Here is a 14412-nt window from a genome sequence, read left to right as displayed (position 1 = left end):
CGAAAGACGAGTGAAGAACATCGAGCCGGCGCCCGAGCGCCGCGACGAGCGACGAGCGCCGAGTCGCCCGCTATGCGCGGCTCGGATGCGGCAATCGCTCGAGGCGCCCTTGCATGGCGGGTCGGCCATTGAGCCAGGGAGCCAGCAGACGAGTGACGAGCGGGATGAACAGGAAGACCATCAGTGGCGTCATCATTAGGGTGCTGAGCAATATCCGCGGGAAGAGCGGCAAGGTACCCAGGGTATCGCCGAACAGCCACTGGAATACCAGGGAAACCGGGAAGAACGCCAGCCAGATGGCCATGGCCTGCTTCCAGCGTGGCGGCCCGTTGCCCACGGCATCCTGAAACCAGCTTCCCAGCCCGGTAGCGCGGTGCTCGTGGGGCGCCTCGAAAAGACCCTGGCCACGGGCCAGCCAGGCGTGCCGCGAAGCGGAATGTTCCCAGGCGGCCAGAGTGGATTGGTCGCGAAAGCGGAAGACGATCTGGTATTCATCGTCGCCGGGCGGCGGCGCCAATACGCCGGACCCAAGAAAGCCATCGAAGCCGGCGGCCAGACGGCGGCCATCCTCGAGCCAAACGCTGAAAGCCCGGTAGCGACCGCGAGCCACACGGCGCGCGACCATGAGGGTGACAGGGGCATTAGACATCCTGTATCTCCTTTTTGAGTATCCGGCTACCCGGGTAGGGCCTGCCGAAGAAACGGCGGATCTGGGTAAAACCCACCGAAAGGCAGGCCCAAACTAACCCATCCGGCGGCGAACAACCAACCCCCGGATACTCGAAGAGGCAGGGCTGCGCGATGGCTCATGCCGGATACGGCCTTACCGACAGGCTTCCTGGCCACCCCCGCGGACGCTGGCAATACTTCGAAGCAGAAAGAGCATGCAACGGAGGCCGGCTATGTGCGGCAGATTCGTTCAATACCGGACGGCGATCGATTACCTGCAGGCGCTACGCAGTGAAACACCCTTGGCGTCCGGCATCGACCCCGCGCCGATCGCCCGTTACAACGTGGCCCCGCACACACGGGTGCTGCTGATCCACGCGGACGCCGACGGGCTGCGCATGGAACTCGTTCCCTGGGGATACGCGCCAGCCTGGGCCCAGGGGCCGCGAGCACGAACGCCGGCGATCAACGCCCGAGTGGAAACGCTGGCGAGCAGCCGCTTCTGGCGGGAGGCCTGGAAGTCCGGGCGCGCCTTGGTACCGGCCGACGGCTGGTACGAATGGCGACCGGATGCGGCCGGCAAGGGGCGAAAACAGCCCTTCTTCCTTCACCTGAAGAACGGCGAACCGCTGTTCTTCCCGGCCATCGGCCACTTTGCGCGCGAGGGTACCGCACTGCGCGAAGAGGATGGCTTCGCCCTGATCACCCGGCCCAGCGAGGGGCGGATGGGCGAGATCCACGACCGCCAGCCGCTGGTCCTGGGAGCGGATATGGCCCGCGCCTGGATCGACCCGCGACGGACACCGGCCCAGGCAGAGGAGATCGCCCTTCACCGGGGCATGCCGTCGGCGGCGTTCGAGTGGTATCCGGTTGGATTGGCCGTGGGGAATGTGCGCGAGGAAGGAAACGAACTGATCCGGCCGCAGGGAGCGATCGAGACGGAATGAGCCGGCAGGACACCGTTTCCGCGCCGCGACCACCGCAAGGAGTTTTTCTCGGGGCCGTTCAGGCCGCACGGGATCGGCTCGCCTACACTCTTCGAGCGTCGTATCCTTGGCGTCCCGGCCATGCACCATCCGTCCTTGCCCCATGGGCCGCCGACCCGACGAACCCGACTGCAGGCAGCTCCAGGCCTAACGATGCCGTCCCGGCATGCTCCGCCGCTCTGCCGCACGAACCTGGCCATGCCGAGGGCTTGCCACTTCTACGCCTCGCCTCGTCAGAAGTGGCCTGCCAGCAATAGGCCGGCGGGGCCGGAGCAACACATTTCCATCTGGTTACCAAGGATCTTCATGAATAATTTCTGGATTAGCGCCGCAGCGATCACCGCTCTCGCCGTCGTGGCAGTGGCGATCCATCTCGCCCTGAGGCCTCGCCGTTTCAAACCCAAAGGCGATGCCTACTGGAAAGCGAAAGCCAAAGCCATCCAGAAGCGACATACGGGGCAAGTCATCACCAGTAGTACGCCCCTGGCCAAGGATCGGTCGAGATCCAGGACGTCCAGCGAGCGGTGACGCAAGAGGATTCGGTTTACGGCAGCCGGCGCGAAATATTGTTGGCCATCAGTTGATAATAATTATCACTTGCATATAATAGGGCCACCGTCGGCAGATCGGCATGCAGGTGGCGTCAGCCGGCCATTGCCAAGAGATGGCCATACCGGGGTTCACGGTACCCGGCAAGGCGCGCAGCCTGTTCGAGTAATCTGCAAGTCCAGGGGTTCATCAGCCCTATCCTACTGGTAGGCATGCCAGCGGCAATACAATGCCCGACTAGCCGGCGTAACCGGCCATTCCTTCTCCTCCCAGCCGCCAGTGGATGGCTACCCAGAAAGCACCGGGGTCGATCCCGTTTCGAGCGACTGTACCTATTTCCACCAGCACATGGCGCAAACGCTCACTCGGGCGTCGAGCGACACCGCCAAGGCACGGGAACGCGCCATGCGGACCGCCGGGATCTGCGCCGCCTTCGTCGATGCAGCCTAGGAGGAAAGACAAGGCACGATCGGTAAACGCGCCAGACCGGCAATGTCCCGCTGAATGACCGAGCCCTGCATGCCCCGGACGAAGCTGGTAAGATCGCTGCCCAGAAGAAAGGCGGTGTCTCCAACCTACAAGGATTCGCCCGACGTTTTTCCACCTGTGTGCGATGCCGACTCCATCCAAGGAATCGAGCATCACCGACAAGCACTTCAAACAGGCCTTGCGCGCTTTCGGCATTCGGGATCGGCCGCAACTGCCCGTCATACCTACGCGACCATGGGCCTGATGGCTAGCATGAGTCCGCTTTATAACCAGCAGTTAGGCAACAACGTCCAAATGCTGTTCTCCAATACGCCCGCTGATCAAGTCAAGCTCCGACTGGAGTGAGATCGCAAAGCTCGAAATTGGTACAAATCGCTATCAGCGTGATTCAGTGGCTTGTAAATTATTGATAGGAAAGCCCTTTGATCTCCACAGCAAACATCACCATGCAGTTCGGCGCCAAGCCGCTGTTCGAGAACGTCTCCGTCAAGTTCAACAACGGTAACCGCTATGGCCTGATCGGCGCCAACGGCTGCGGCAAGTCCACTTTCATGAAAATCCTCGGCGGCGATCTAGAGCCCTCCGCCGGCCAGGTGATGCTCGAGCCTAACGTGCGCCTCGGCAAGCTGCGCCAGGATCAGTTCGCCTACGAAGATTTTTCCGTGATCGATACCGTGATCATGGGCCATGAGCAACTGTGGAACGTGAAGGCCGAACGCGACCGCATCTACGCGCTGCCGGAGATGAGCGAAGAGGACGGCATGAAGGTCGCCGATCTCGAGGTGCAGTTCGCCGAGCTGGACGGCTATACCGCCGAGTCCCGCGCCGGCGAGCTGCTGCTCGGGGTGGGCATTGCGCTGGAGCAGCACTTCGGCCCGATGAGCGCCGTGGCGCCCGGCTGGAAACTGCGCGTGTTGCTGGCCCAGGCGCTGTTCTCCGACCCGGACGTGCTGCTGCTCGACGAGCCGACCAACCACCTCGACATCAACACCATCCGCTGGCTGGAAAGCGTGCTCACCGCGCGCAACTCCACCATGATCATCATCTCCCACGACCGTCACTTCCTGAACAGCGTCTGCACCCATATGGCCGACCTGGACTACGGCGAGTTGCGCCTATTTCCCGGCAACTACGACGAGTACATGACCGCGGCAACCCAGGCCCGCGAGCGCCTGCTCGCCGACAACGCCAAGAAGAAGGCACAGATCGCCGAACTGCAGACCTTCGTCAGCCGCTTCTCGGCCAACGCCTCCAAGGCCAAGCAGGCCACCAGCCGCGCCCGGCAGATCGACAAGATCCAGTTGGAAGAGGTCAAGCCGTCGAGCCGGGTCAGCCCCTTCATTCGCTTCGAGCAGAACAAGAAGCTGCACCGCCAGGCGCTGACCCTGGAGAAGGTCGGCCAGGGCTTCGACGGCATGACGCTGTTCAAAGACCTGTCGCTGCAAGTCGAAGCCGGCGAGCGGGTCGCCATCATCGGCCCCAACGGTATCGGCAAGACCACCCTGCTGCGCACAATGGTCGGCGAGATGCCGCCGCAGTGCGGCGAGGTGAGGTGGGCCGAGAGCGCCGAGATCGGCTACTTCGCCCAGGACCACGCCGACGACTTCGAGCAGGATCTGACCCTGTTCGACTGGATGGCCCAGTGGACCCAAGGCGGCGAGCAACTGGTGCGCGGCACCCTCGGGCGCATGCTGTTCTCCAACGACGAGATCAGGAAATCGGTGAAAGTGATTTCCGGCGGCGAACAGGGGCGCATGTTGTTCGGCAAGCTGATCCTCGCCAAACCCAACGTGCTGGTGATGGACGAGCCGACCAACCACCTCGACATGGAGTCCATCGAAGCGCTCAACCTGGCTCTGGAGAACTACCCCGGCACACTGATCTTCGTCAGCCACGACCGCGAGTTCGTCAGCTCGCTGGCTACCCGCATCATCGAACTCTCCGCCAGCGGCGTGACCGACTTCAGCGGCAGCTACGACGACTACCTGCGCAGCCAGGGCGTAGCGGTCTGAGAGCACAGGGCACAGGCGCCGCGGCGTGCGGAGCTTGTGCCCCGCGTCGCGCCATGAAGGCTCAGCCCTGCGCCGTGCTCCAGTCGACCACGCCGAGCTGCCAGGTTAAAAGGATCAGCAAACCGAAACCGATGCGATACCAGGCGAACAGCGCATAGCTGTGGCTGGCGATGAACTTGAGCAGCCCGCGCACGGCGAGCATGGCGAAGATGAAGGAAACGACGAAGCCCAGGGCGAAAATCGGCAGGTCGCCGCCGTTTTCGAAGAGTGCGCGATGCTTATAGCCGGAATAGGCAGCGGCGCCGACCATGGTCGGCATGGCGAGGAAGAAGGAGAACTCCGTCGCCGCCTTGCGCGACAGACCGAACAGCAGGCCGCCGATGATGGTCGAACCCGAGCGCGAAGTGCCGGGAATCATCGCCAAGCATTGGGCGAAGCCGATCTTGAGGGCGTGCCTCCAGTTCATTTCGTCCACCGCGTGCACCTCGATAATGTGTTGGCGCCTCTCGGCCCAGAGCATGACCAGACCGCCGACAACCAATGCGCTGGCCACCGTGATCGGATTGAACAACCAGTATTCGATCAAATCGGCGAACGCCACGCCGAGGACCACCGCCGGCAGGAAGGCGATCAGCAAGTTGACGGTGAAGCGCTGCGCTTGGGGTTCGCGCGGCAGGCCGAGGATCACGCCGAACACCTTTTCGCGGAACTCCCAGACCACGGCCAGGATCGCCCCGAGCTGGATGATGATGTTGAACGCCTTGGCCCTGTCGCCGCCGAAACCGATCAGATCGGCGATGATGATCTGGTGTCCGGTACTGGATATCGGTAAAAACTCCGTCAGCCCCTCGACAACCCCCAAGATGAACGCCTGCGCAGCGAGCCAAAGCTCCATCGATTCCCCATCCGAACTACAAAAATGACCCGGCGGCCCGCAACCCCGCCGAGAGGAGCGGACACAGCCGACGAAGTCGCACGCACGCGGGGAACGAAAACACGACTCCCACCCTCGGCATGCCGGCCGGCATGCTAGCAGAGAGGAAAGGGCGCCGCCGCAAACTTCATGTATGAAGTCCGACCAAGGAAGACGAATCGATACCGGAGAACATGCCCCTCGAGTGGGCGCTGGCACAGATCATCAGCGACAGGAAGAAGCTCGGCGACATATTTCTGCTCATATTGATCAAGGGAGATCTGCGCGAATCCGGCCAGCGACTGCCCTGTCTCCACCGTCTGCGGATCGACAAGCCCAGCCACTGGTCCAGTTTCGAGCGACACGGTATTTGGAACGTTATTACCCGCAAACTTCTGCTGATTTATCGCCAGGTGGACACGCCGGGCTAACATTTGTCGGAAAAATCTGTATCAAACTAGAGACACCGACCTATACTTCGTCTCATATGAGATTCAAGGCGACGGAAGGAATCCGTTGGCCCGGGCAGGTTTCAGACAAGTGTCACGTTCGCGCGACAGCACCGTGCCTGAAAAAGTGAAAGACCGATGGCCGCGCCAGACGGCCTTAATCATGGTACTCAAAGAGGGATCGCCCCATGACCAATTCGCTCCGTTTCAACGAAGCCCTGCTGATCGCCAACCGCGCTTTCAAACCCTTGCAGTGCATCGCCTGGACTCAGGAAATCAACAGTGAACTGAACTTGACCGTCGTGGACCGCACCAGTACGCGGACACTGGGGCACAAGCGCATTCCCTGCTCGACCTACTCGGACCCGAAGAAACTCGCCAGCGTCATTCAGCAAACCCGCCAAGAGCTAACCCTTCAGGGCTTCGCTCTTGCTCCTTGGAACATGCCGGACTGATCCAATCCGAACAGATGAAGCCTTGCCCCGGCAAGGCTTCTTTTGCAAAAAATAAAGGCAAAAAACAAGCCAAAGTCGCCGGATCGCGGCGAAACGGCAGGTGAACGAAAGGCGGCCATGGCCGCCTTCTTTCTTCGCTCCCGCCCTGTCGCAGTATCGATCAGTAGTAAGCGTTTTCCCGATTGCTGTGATCGGTGGCGTCGCGCACGCCCTTGAGGTCGGGGATGCGCTCGAGCAGGGTCTTCTCCACGCCGTCCTTCAACGTCGTGTCGACCATGCCGCACCCCTGGCAGCCGCCACCGAAACGCAGCACGGCGACTCCCTCCTCGACGATGTCCACCAGACTCACCTGGCCACCATGGCTGGCCAGACCCGGATTGATCTCGGTCTGCAGGTAGTAGTTGATCCGTTCGCCCAGCGGACTGTTCTCGTCGATCATCGGAACCTTGGCGTTCGGTGCCTTGATGGTCAGTTGTCCGCCCATGCGATCGCTGGCGTAGTCGACGATGGCGTCCTTGAGAAAGGGTTCGCTGACGGCATCGATCCACAGGGTAAAGCTCTTCAGCGCTTGGGCGATGTCATCCGGATGCCGCTCGTGCGGCTTGCAGTAGGCGAGACAGGTCTCGGCGGCGGGCGTGCCGGGCTGGGTGATGAAGATACGGATACCGATGTCGGTGCCGTTCTGCTTGGCCAGTAATTCGGCCAGATAGTCGTGTGCGGCGTCGGTTATGGTGATGGCGCTCATGGCAGCTCCTCGCGAATATGCTCCCGAGTGTACGCCAAGCCCCCTTGGGGATAAAGTCCTAGTGTGCTTGTCGGAATAATCCCGAAGTCCCGCGACAGACACACCGAGTCACAGGTTTTGGTAGCGGTTCATGTCCAGCACCCCGGCCTCCAGCGGTTCGGTTTCCCGCATCCAGGCCGAAAGATCGTTGAAATAACGCCAGAACTCCGGATGGCTGCGGCGCACGCCCCAGCGCTCGACGACGGCCGAGAAGCTCGCCCCTGCCCTCGCCTGCTCCAGCGCCACGACGAAATCCGGCACTTCCTCGGCACGGACGTTGAAGAGGAAGTTGGGGTAGCTGCTCAGTACGCCCGGATAGAGCGTCAAAGTATCCAGCGTCGGCTGGTAGCGCAGATGCTCGCCGAAAATGAATGCCACGTTGCTGTGGGCACGGTTGCGCAGCAGGCTGTAGATCTCCCGTTTTCCTTGGCCGTATTCGACGCGCAGCAGGCTGGCCTCCGGCAGGGCGAGCACCACCGGTAAGCCGGCCGCGGGCCGGCTGACCAGACGACTGAGGACCTGTTCGGCGTACTGCAACTCCCGCGCCACGCCAGGCCGATGGCAATACGCCGAGCGGCAGCGGTTGAACGGATCGGGACAGGCATTGATCGCCGCGTGCCGCTCCAGCAGGCGTCCGGCAAAAGCGCGGATCGGTTCGCGTTGCGGCAGATCCAGTGCCGAGGGCGTCTCGCTGTCGATCTCGGTATAGGCGAGCCAGAGCTTGAGCTGGCCACTGTTCTCGTACCAACTGTCGAGGATCGCCTGGCGCGTGCCGGACGGCAGCAGGCGCAGGAAGTTCTGCTCGGCGCCGTTGCGGATCAGGTCGAAGTACAGGCGCGTCTGCAATTGATGGGAAACATTGCCGAATACATCGAAATTCACCACCAACTGGTAGTAGGTGCGTTCGAACAGCGGGAAATCCAGCAGCCACAAGGTCTGCGGCACAGCTCCGACCAGTCCCTTGTGTACCGAGGCGCTGTCGTACTGGCGGAAGATGGTCAGCAAGGCGTTGTCGTTGCCGCTCCACAAATCCGACCATGCGGCCGGATGCTCGGTGTAAGCCTGGCGGCGCAGGCTCTCGTAGCGCTTGAGGCGATCCATGTAGGCGCTCCAGAGACTCCAAAGGCCGGAGATATCGTCGATCTGGCCGGGCAGCACGAGCAGCGGCGTCGTCGCCTCGCGGTACCGCGCATCGGTGAGATAGAGATCCCGCTCGGGAGCCTGGAACAGCGTCCAGAAGTGATCGCGGATCACGTCCGTGGCGATCTGCCCGCGGCATACCGGGCCACGGATGAAGGTACGCACGAAGTATTCGGCATTGTCCAGCATGAAGCGGTAGCGCGCCTGTGCCGGAATCGCCGCGAAGGTCTCGAACGGATTGGCGCGGTGCTGGGTACCGTGACCGGGCAGTTCCGCCACCTGCCAGTCGCCAGAGAAGAACAGCTCGCGCACCCGGGCGAGCTTGCGCGGGCTGAGCGGATAAGTGATGTGCGTCTTGTGCACGATCACGTCGGCAACCGGTCGCAGCCGGTAATGGAAATCGCCGCCGGGGTCGTCGTTGGGGCGCCGCGTGGCGATCGGCTCGACCGGCTGGCCGGAAGGCGTGCGCGAACGCACCAGTTGGAAGAAGTGCCCCGGCGCACCACCCTCGAAATGCAGGTGGGCGAGGAACAGGTGCTCGTACAGCCAGCGGGCGACCAGTCGGGAACGCGGATCACGCGCGTTCAGCAACCGTTCCCAGGTGGCGATCTGCACCACCTCGGCCGGCGACGGTTCGAGCGACACCGCGTCGATCGGTGCCCCCTGCTCCAGCCATTTCCTCAGGGTCGTGTACTCGCCGTCGGTCAGGCCGGTGACGGCGAAAGGCATACCGGCCAGAGGATTGGCGCGGGCGAAGGCCTTGAATTCGCCGGGCAGCGGACAATTGTTGCGCCGTTCGATACCGATCTCCAAATCCTTCGGCAAACGGGCGTTGTGCACCAGCGGACGGCCGCGACCAAGCTCCAGCATGCGCGCCATCAGCGCCGCCTGACCGCCGTCGAGCACCGAATGAAAGCCCTTGCGCCGCCAGGCCGCCTCACCTTCGGCATCGAGGAACAGTCGGGTGGTTTCCTGGGCCTCGGTGCGCAGCCCGTCGTACACCGGTAACTTGTGGGCGCCGCGCTGTGCCCCTTCGCCGCTGCCCAGGTTGAGCTGGCAGGGCGAGTCGTAGCAGGCATGGCAAGCCACGCATTTGGCGGTGAAGATCGGCTGGATGTCGCGGCGGTACGACAGTTCTTCGGCCCGCGCCGCGACGCCGAGCGCCAGCAGCACGAGGAGGAAAAGGCGAAGCGGCATGGGGCTGTTCCTAAAAGCGGGACGGCATTCTAACCGCAAGCGCCCCCGCCTCGGCCGTTGCCGTCAATCCTCTTGCGAATCTTCCAGCCGCGCCTGTTCCAGCCGCTCGTCCAGCATCTCGAGATTGTCCAACTCGGCGCTGTCCCAGCCACCGCCGAGAGCGGCGATCAGTTGCACGCTGGCGGTCAGCCGGTTGCTCAGCAGGGTCAGGATGGTGCGCTCGTTGGACAAGGCCGCGGTCTGCACATCGACCACGCTGGTGTAGTCGACGGTACCGGCCTTGTACTGGTTCTCCACCAGCCGGCGGGACTCCTGAGCCGCATCCACCGCCTCCTGCTGAGCCTGGATCTCGCGCTCCAGCACGCTCAGTTGCACCAGGTAGTCCTCTACCTCGCGGAAGCTGTCCAGCACCGTCTGCCGGTAGGTCGCCACCGCCTGCTGGTGGGTGGCCCGCGCCTGGTCGACCTGGGCGCGTAGCAGGCCGCCGTCGAACAGGGTCAGGGCCATTTCCGGGCTGATGTTCCAAAAGCGGTTGTCCTTCTCGAACCAGTAGTCCGTATGGGTGGCACGATAACCGCCCGCCGCGCTCAGGCTGAAAGTCGGGAAACGCGCCGCCTTGGCCACGCCGATCAGCGCATTGGCGGACATCACTTCGCGCTCGGCCGCGGCCACGTCCGGACGCCGCTCGAGCAGTTGCGACGGCAGCAGCGTGGGGATTTCCGGCAGCTCCGGCAGGCTGTCCAGCTCGGCCAGCTCGAGCTGGGCCGGCGGCACGCCGATCAGCACGGCGATGGCGTGCTCCAGTTGCGCACGCTGGTAATCGAGGTCGATGGCCTGGGCCTCGGTGCTCTTCAGTTGGGTCTGCGCCTGGGTCACGTCGGCCTTGGTGACCATGCCGGCGCGATACTGGTTCTCGGTCAGCCGCAAGGTGCGTGCGTAGGCCTCCACCGTGGCTTTGAGCAAACGTCGCTGGCCATCCAGCACGCGCAGTTGCAGGTAGCTCTGCGCCAGGGTCGACTGCTGGCTGAGGCGTACCGCGGCGAGATCGGCGGCGCTGGCCTGCAGGCCGGCGCGATCCGACTCCAACTGGCGGCGCATCTTGCCCCAGAAGTCCAGTTCCCAACTGATGTTGCTGACCGCGTTGTAGCTGTTGGAAATGGTCCCGCCACCGCCGCCGGAACTCACCGTCGAGCCGTCGGGCAGGCGCGAAGTACCGCCGCTGCCGCTGGCCGTCGCCGAGCGGGTTTCGTCGACGGTGACCCGCCCGCTCGGGAAGAAGTCCGCCTTCGCCGTGCGCACCGTCGCCTTCGCCTGCAGGTACTGGGCGATCGACTGGGCGACGGTCTGGTTGGACTCGTCCAGCCGGCGCATCAGATCGTCGAGGATGGGATCGCCGTACATTTCCCACCAGGGACCGCGTTCGGCCTCGTCGGCCGGCGTGGCCAGCTTCCAGCCCTTTCCCTCCCTGAAGCTGTCCAGGGTGGGCAATTGCGGTCGCTGGTAGTCCGGCCCGAGGGTGCAGCCACCGAGGGCCAGGCCCAAGGCAAGCGTCATCGACCAGGCCAGTCGGTTGGGACGGAAAGATAGAACGGATGCGGTCATAACGAGGTATCCAGAGCGGCATCGCTGCGCACGCCGCGCCAGCGGTTGAAGCGGTGACGCAGACGGTCGAAGAACAGGTAGATCACCGGCGTGCTGTAGAGGGTGAGCAACTGGCTGAGCACCAGGCCGCCGACGATGGCGATCCCCAACGGCCGGCGCATTTCCGCGCCTTCGGCGCTATCCAGCAGCAACGGCACGGCACCGAGGATGGCCGACAGAGTTGTCATCAGGATCGGCCGGAAGCGCAGCAGGCAGGCACGCCGGATCGACTCCTCGGGACTCAGCAGTTCCTGGCGCTCCAGGTGCAGCGCCAGGTCGATCATCAGGATGGCGTTTTTCTTTACCACGCCGATCAGCAGGAACAGACCGAGCAGCGAGATCAGGCTGAATTCGTCGCCGACCAGCTCGATCGCCAGCAATGCGCCGACCCCCGCCGAAGGTAGCGTGGAGAGGATGGTCAGCGGGTGAACGTAGCTCTCGTAGAGGATGCCGAGCACTATGTACACCACCATCAAAGCACCGAGGATCATCAGCGGCTGCGCCTTCTGCGCCTGCTGCAGAGCGCCGCTGGTGCCGCCGAGAATCCCCTGCACCTCGGTGGGCAGACCGACCCGCGCCACCGCCTGCTCGATCGCCTGGTTGGCCTCCAGCGCACTGTAGCCAGGCGCGACCGAATAACTGATGTTCTCCGCGGCGAATTGGCCCTGATGCTGTACCCGGTCTTCCGCCAGGCCGAGTTCCCAACGGGCGAAGGCCGACAGCGGCACACGGAGCCCGTCGTCGGTGATCATCTGGACCATGTCCAGCGCTTGCGGGGACTGGGCGTACTTCGGATCGATCTCCATCACCACCTTGTACTGGTTCAGATCGTTATAAATGGTGGAGATTTGCCGCTGGCTGAAGGCGTTGTTCAGCACCGCGGTGATCGTGTCCATGTCCACGCCCAGGCGCTTGGCGCTCTCGCGATCCACGACCAGGCGGATCTGCTGGGCACCTTCGCCCTGCTTGGCCTCGATGTCGGTGAGCTGCGGCAGCGCGGCCAGAGCTTCGCGCACCTTGAGCAGCCAGACATTGAGCAGTTCGAGATCGCTGGACAGCAGCACGTATTCGCTTTCCGAAGTGCGCCCCTGGCGTCCGCCGAACTGCAGGTCCTGGTCGGCCATCAGGTACATCTGCCCGCCCGGCACCTTGGGCATGTTTTTGCGCAGGCGGTCGATCACCTGCTGGGCGGACAGGCCGCGCTCGGCGATCGGCTTCAGGCGGATCATCAACATGGCATTGCTGACCCCGCCGGAGCCGCCGCTGAAACCAGCCACGCTCTGCACCGCCGGATCGGCCAGCAGCGCCTTGCGAAATTCCTCCAGCTTCGGCTGCATGACCTGGAAGGACAGTCCGTCGTCGCCACGCACGAAGCCCGACAATTGGCCGGCATCCTGCTGCGGCATGAAGGTCTTGGGCACCGCGACGTAGAGGTAGACGTTCAGGACGATGGTCGCCAACAGGCCGACCAGCATCAGCGTCGAATGGCGCAGCGCCCAGTCCAGGCTGCGCGCGTAGCCAGCCAGCACCCGCGCCTGCAGGCGGCCGGCGAAGCGTCCCAGGCGACCAGGCGCGCGGGCCTCCTGCCCGGACTTCAGCCAGCGGGCGCAGAGCATCGGCGTTAGCGTCAGCGAGACCAGCAGGGAAATCAGGATGGCCACCGCCAGGGTGATAGAGAACTCGCGGAACAGCCGCTCGATGATACCGCCCATGAACAGGATGGAGATGAACACCACCACCAGTGACAGGTTCATCGACAGCAGGGTAAAGCCCACCTCGCGCGAGCCCTTGAGCGCCGCCGCCAGCGGCTTCTCGCCCTCCTCGATGTGCCGGGCGATGTTTTCCAGCACCACGATGGCGTCGTCCACCACCAGGCCGGTGGCGATGATCAGTGCCATCAGCGACAAGTTGTTCAGGGAAAAACCCCACAGGTACATCACCGCGAAGCTGCCGACCAACGACACCGGCACCGCCAGCGCGGGGATCAGCGCGGCCCGCCAGTGGCCGAGGAAGGCCAGCACCACCAGGATCACCAGGGCCACGGCGATCAGCAGAGTGCGCTCAGCTTCGTGCAGGGTGGCGCGGATCACCGGCGAGCGGTCCATCGCCACTTCCAGCTCGACGCTGGCCGGGATCACCGCGCGCAGCATCGGCAGCCGGTCGCGGATCTCGGTGACGGTTTCGAGGATGTTGGCGTCGGCCTGTCGGTAGACGATCACCAGCACCGCGTCCTGGTCGTTGTAGAAGCCGCTGTTGTAGCGGTTCTCCAGGCCGTCGTGGACCCTGGCCACGTCGCTCAGGCGCACCGGCCCGTCGTTCTGGTAACGGATCACCAGCGGCCGGTAGTCGGCGGCGCGCTCCAGTTGGTCGCTGGCCTGCACCTGCCAATGGCGCTCGCCATCCTCCAGCGCGCCCTTGGGTCGCCGCACGTTGGCCGCGACGATCGCCTGGCGCACCTCGTCAAGGGCGATGTTGTACTGGTCGAGCAGGCGCGGCTCCAGTTCGATCCGCACCGCCGGCAGCGAACTGCCGCCGACCTGAACCTGGCCTACCCCGCTCACCTGCGACAGCTTCTGCGCCACTATGCTCGAGGCGACGTCGTAGAGCCGGCCCTTGTCGAGCACCGGCGAGGTTAGCGAGAGCACCATGATCGGCGCCTGGGAGGGATTGATCTTGCGGTAGGTGGGCATGTTGCGCATGCCGCTGGGCAACAGGGTGCGCGCCGCGTTGATCGCCGCCTGCACCTCGCGGGCGGCGGCGTCGATATCGCGGCCGATGTCGAAGAGGATGTTGATCCGCGTACTGCCCTGGCTGCTGTAGCTGGTCATTTCGCTGATCCCGGCGATGCCGCCGAGGGCCCGCTCCAGGGGCGTCGCCACGCTGGAAGCCATGATCTGCGGACTGGCCCCGGCCAGGTTGGCCTCCACGCTGATCGCCGGGAAGTCCATCTTCGGCAGCGGCGACACCGGCAGCAGGCCGAAGCTCAGCGCGCCGACCAGAAGGATCGCCACGCTCAGCAGCAGGGTCGCCACCGGACGTAGGATGAAGGGAGCGGACAGGTTCATGCCAGGCACCCCGTAGAGGTGAGTTCATTCGCGGCAGGCGCAACGGGAAGCGCGGACGAATCA

General features: G+C 63.8%; 12 protein-coding genes. 5 read left to right on the top strand and 7 right to left on the bottom strand.

What is annotated here, in order from left to right; translation table 11 throughout:
- Nucleotides 1-70 precede the first annotated feature (70 nt).
- Nucleotides 71-649, bottom strand: coding sequence for an antibiotic biosynthesis monooxygenase (locus ACGI6K_RS09310; RefSeq protein WP_376949558.1), 579 nt, complete (start codon nt 647-649; stop codon nt 71-73).
- A 253-nt stretch (nt 650-902) separates the two neighbouring features.
- Between ACGI6K_RS09310 and ACGI6K_RS09305 the strand changes: the two genes are divergently transcribed.
- A complete protein-coding gene (locus tag ACGI6K_RS09305; RefSeq protein ID WP_376949556.1) occupies nt 903-1616 on the top strand; it encodes an SOS response-associated peptidase in 714 nt (237 codons plus the stop codon).
- 330 nt (nt 1617-1946) lie between these two features.
- On the opposite strand, the gene ACGI6K_RS09300 is transcribed toward ACGI6K_RS09305, so the two are convergent.
- Complete coding sequence (locus ACGI6K_RS09300) at nt 1947-2108, bottom strand: hypothetical protein (RefSeq protein ID WP_377968526.1); 162 nt, start codon at nt 2106-2108, stop codon at nt 1947-1949.
- Between the two features lie 660 nt (nt 2109-2768).
- On the opposite strand from ACGI6K_RS09300, the gene ACGI6K_RS09295 reads away from it, so the two are divergent.
- The gene (locus ACGI6K_RS09295) at nt 2769-3038 is read left to right on the top strand and encodes a hypothetical protein (protein ID WP_376949552.1); all 270 of its coding nucleotides are present in this window, start codon (nt 2769-2771) and stop codon (nt 3036-3038) included.
- A 77-nt stretch (nt 3039-3115) separates the two neighbouring features.
- Nucleotides 3116-4705, top strand: a complete 1590-nt coding sequence (locus ACGI6K_RS09290; RefSeq protein WP_376949550.1) for an ABC-F family ATPase — start codon at nt 3116-3118, stop codon at nt 4703-4705.
- Nucleotides 4706-4766: 61 nt separating this feature from the next.
- Here ACGI6K_RS09290 and ACGI6K_RS09285 read toward each other — a convergent pair whose 3' ends face one another.
- Nucleotides 4767-5600, bottom strand: coding sequence for an undecaprenyl-diphosphate phosphatase (locus tag ACGI6K_RS09285; RefSeq protein WP_376949548.1), 834 nt, complete (start codon nt 5598-5600; stop codon nt 4767-4769).
- Nucleotides 5601-5812: 212 nt separating this feature from the next.
- Here ACGI6K_RS09285 and ACGI6K_RS09280 point away from each other — a divergent pair, with 212 nt between their 5' ends.
- Nucleotides 5813-6049, top strand: a complete 237-nt coding sequence (locus ACGI6K_RS09280; RefSeq protein WP_376949546.1) for a hypothetical protein — start codon at nt 5813-5815, stop codon at nt 6047-6049.
- A 206-nt stretch (nt 6050-6255) separates the two neighbouring features.
- Complete coding sequence (locus ACGI6K_RS09275) at nt 6256-6522, top strand: hypothetical protein (protein ID WP_012701433.1); 267 nt, start codon at nt 6256-6258, stop codon at nt 6520-6522.
- 160 nt (nt 6523-6682) lie between these two features.
- On the opposite strand, the gene nfuA is transcribed toward ACGI6K_RS09275, so the two are convergent.
- From nfuA to ACGI6K_RS09255, 4 genes are all read right to left on the bottom strand, one after another.
- Complete coding sequence (gene nfuA / locus ACGI6K_RS09270; protein WP_376949544.1) at nt 6683-7267, bottom strand: Fe-S biogenesis protein NfuA; 585 nt, start codon at nt 7265-7267, stop codon at nt 6683-6685.
- A gap of 108 nt (nt 7268-7375) precedes the next feature.
- Nucleotides 7376-9643, bottom strand: a complete 2268-nt coding sequence (locus ACGI6K_RS09265) for a fatty acid cis/trans isomerase (RefSeq protein WP_376949542.1) — start codon at nt 9641-9643, stop codon at nt 7376-7378.
- A gap of 63 nt (nt 9644-9706) precedes the next feature.
- Nucleotides 9707-11245: an efflux transporter outer membrane subunit gene (locus ACGI6K_RS09260; RefSeq protein WP_376949540.1), complete on the bottom strand. Its 1539-nt coding sequence runs from the start codon at nt 11243-11245 to the stop codon at nt 9707-9709.
- Nucleotides 11242-14349 carry an efflux RND transporter permease subunit gene (locus ACGI6K_RS09255; protein ID WP_376949538.1) on the bottom strand — a complete coding sequence of 1036 codons (3108 nt, stop codon included), beginning with the start codon at nt 14347-14349 and terminating at the stop codon, nt 11242-11244. The genes ACGI6K_RS09260 and ACGI6K_RS09255 overlap by 4 nt, the downstream gene beginning before the upstream one ends.
- Between the last annotated feature and the right edge of the window lie 63 nt (nt 14350-14412).

The organism is Azorhizophilus paspali, from assembly GCF_043587585.2.
GTDB classification, from domain to species: domain Bacteria; phylum Pseudomonadota; class Gammaproteobacteria; order Pseudomonadales; family Pseudomonadaceae; genus Azotobacter; species Azotobacter paspali.
This window is presented reverse-complemented; position numbering and strand designations above follow the sequence as displayed.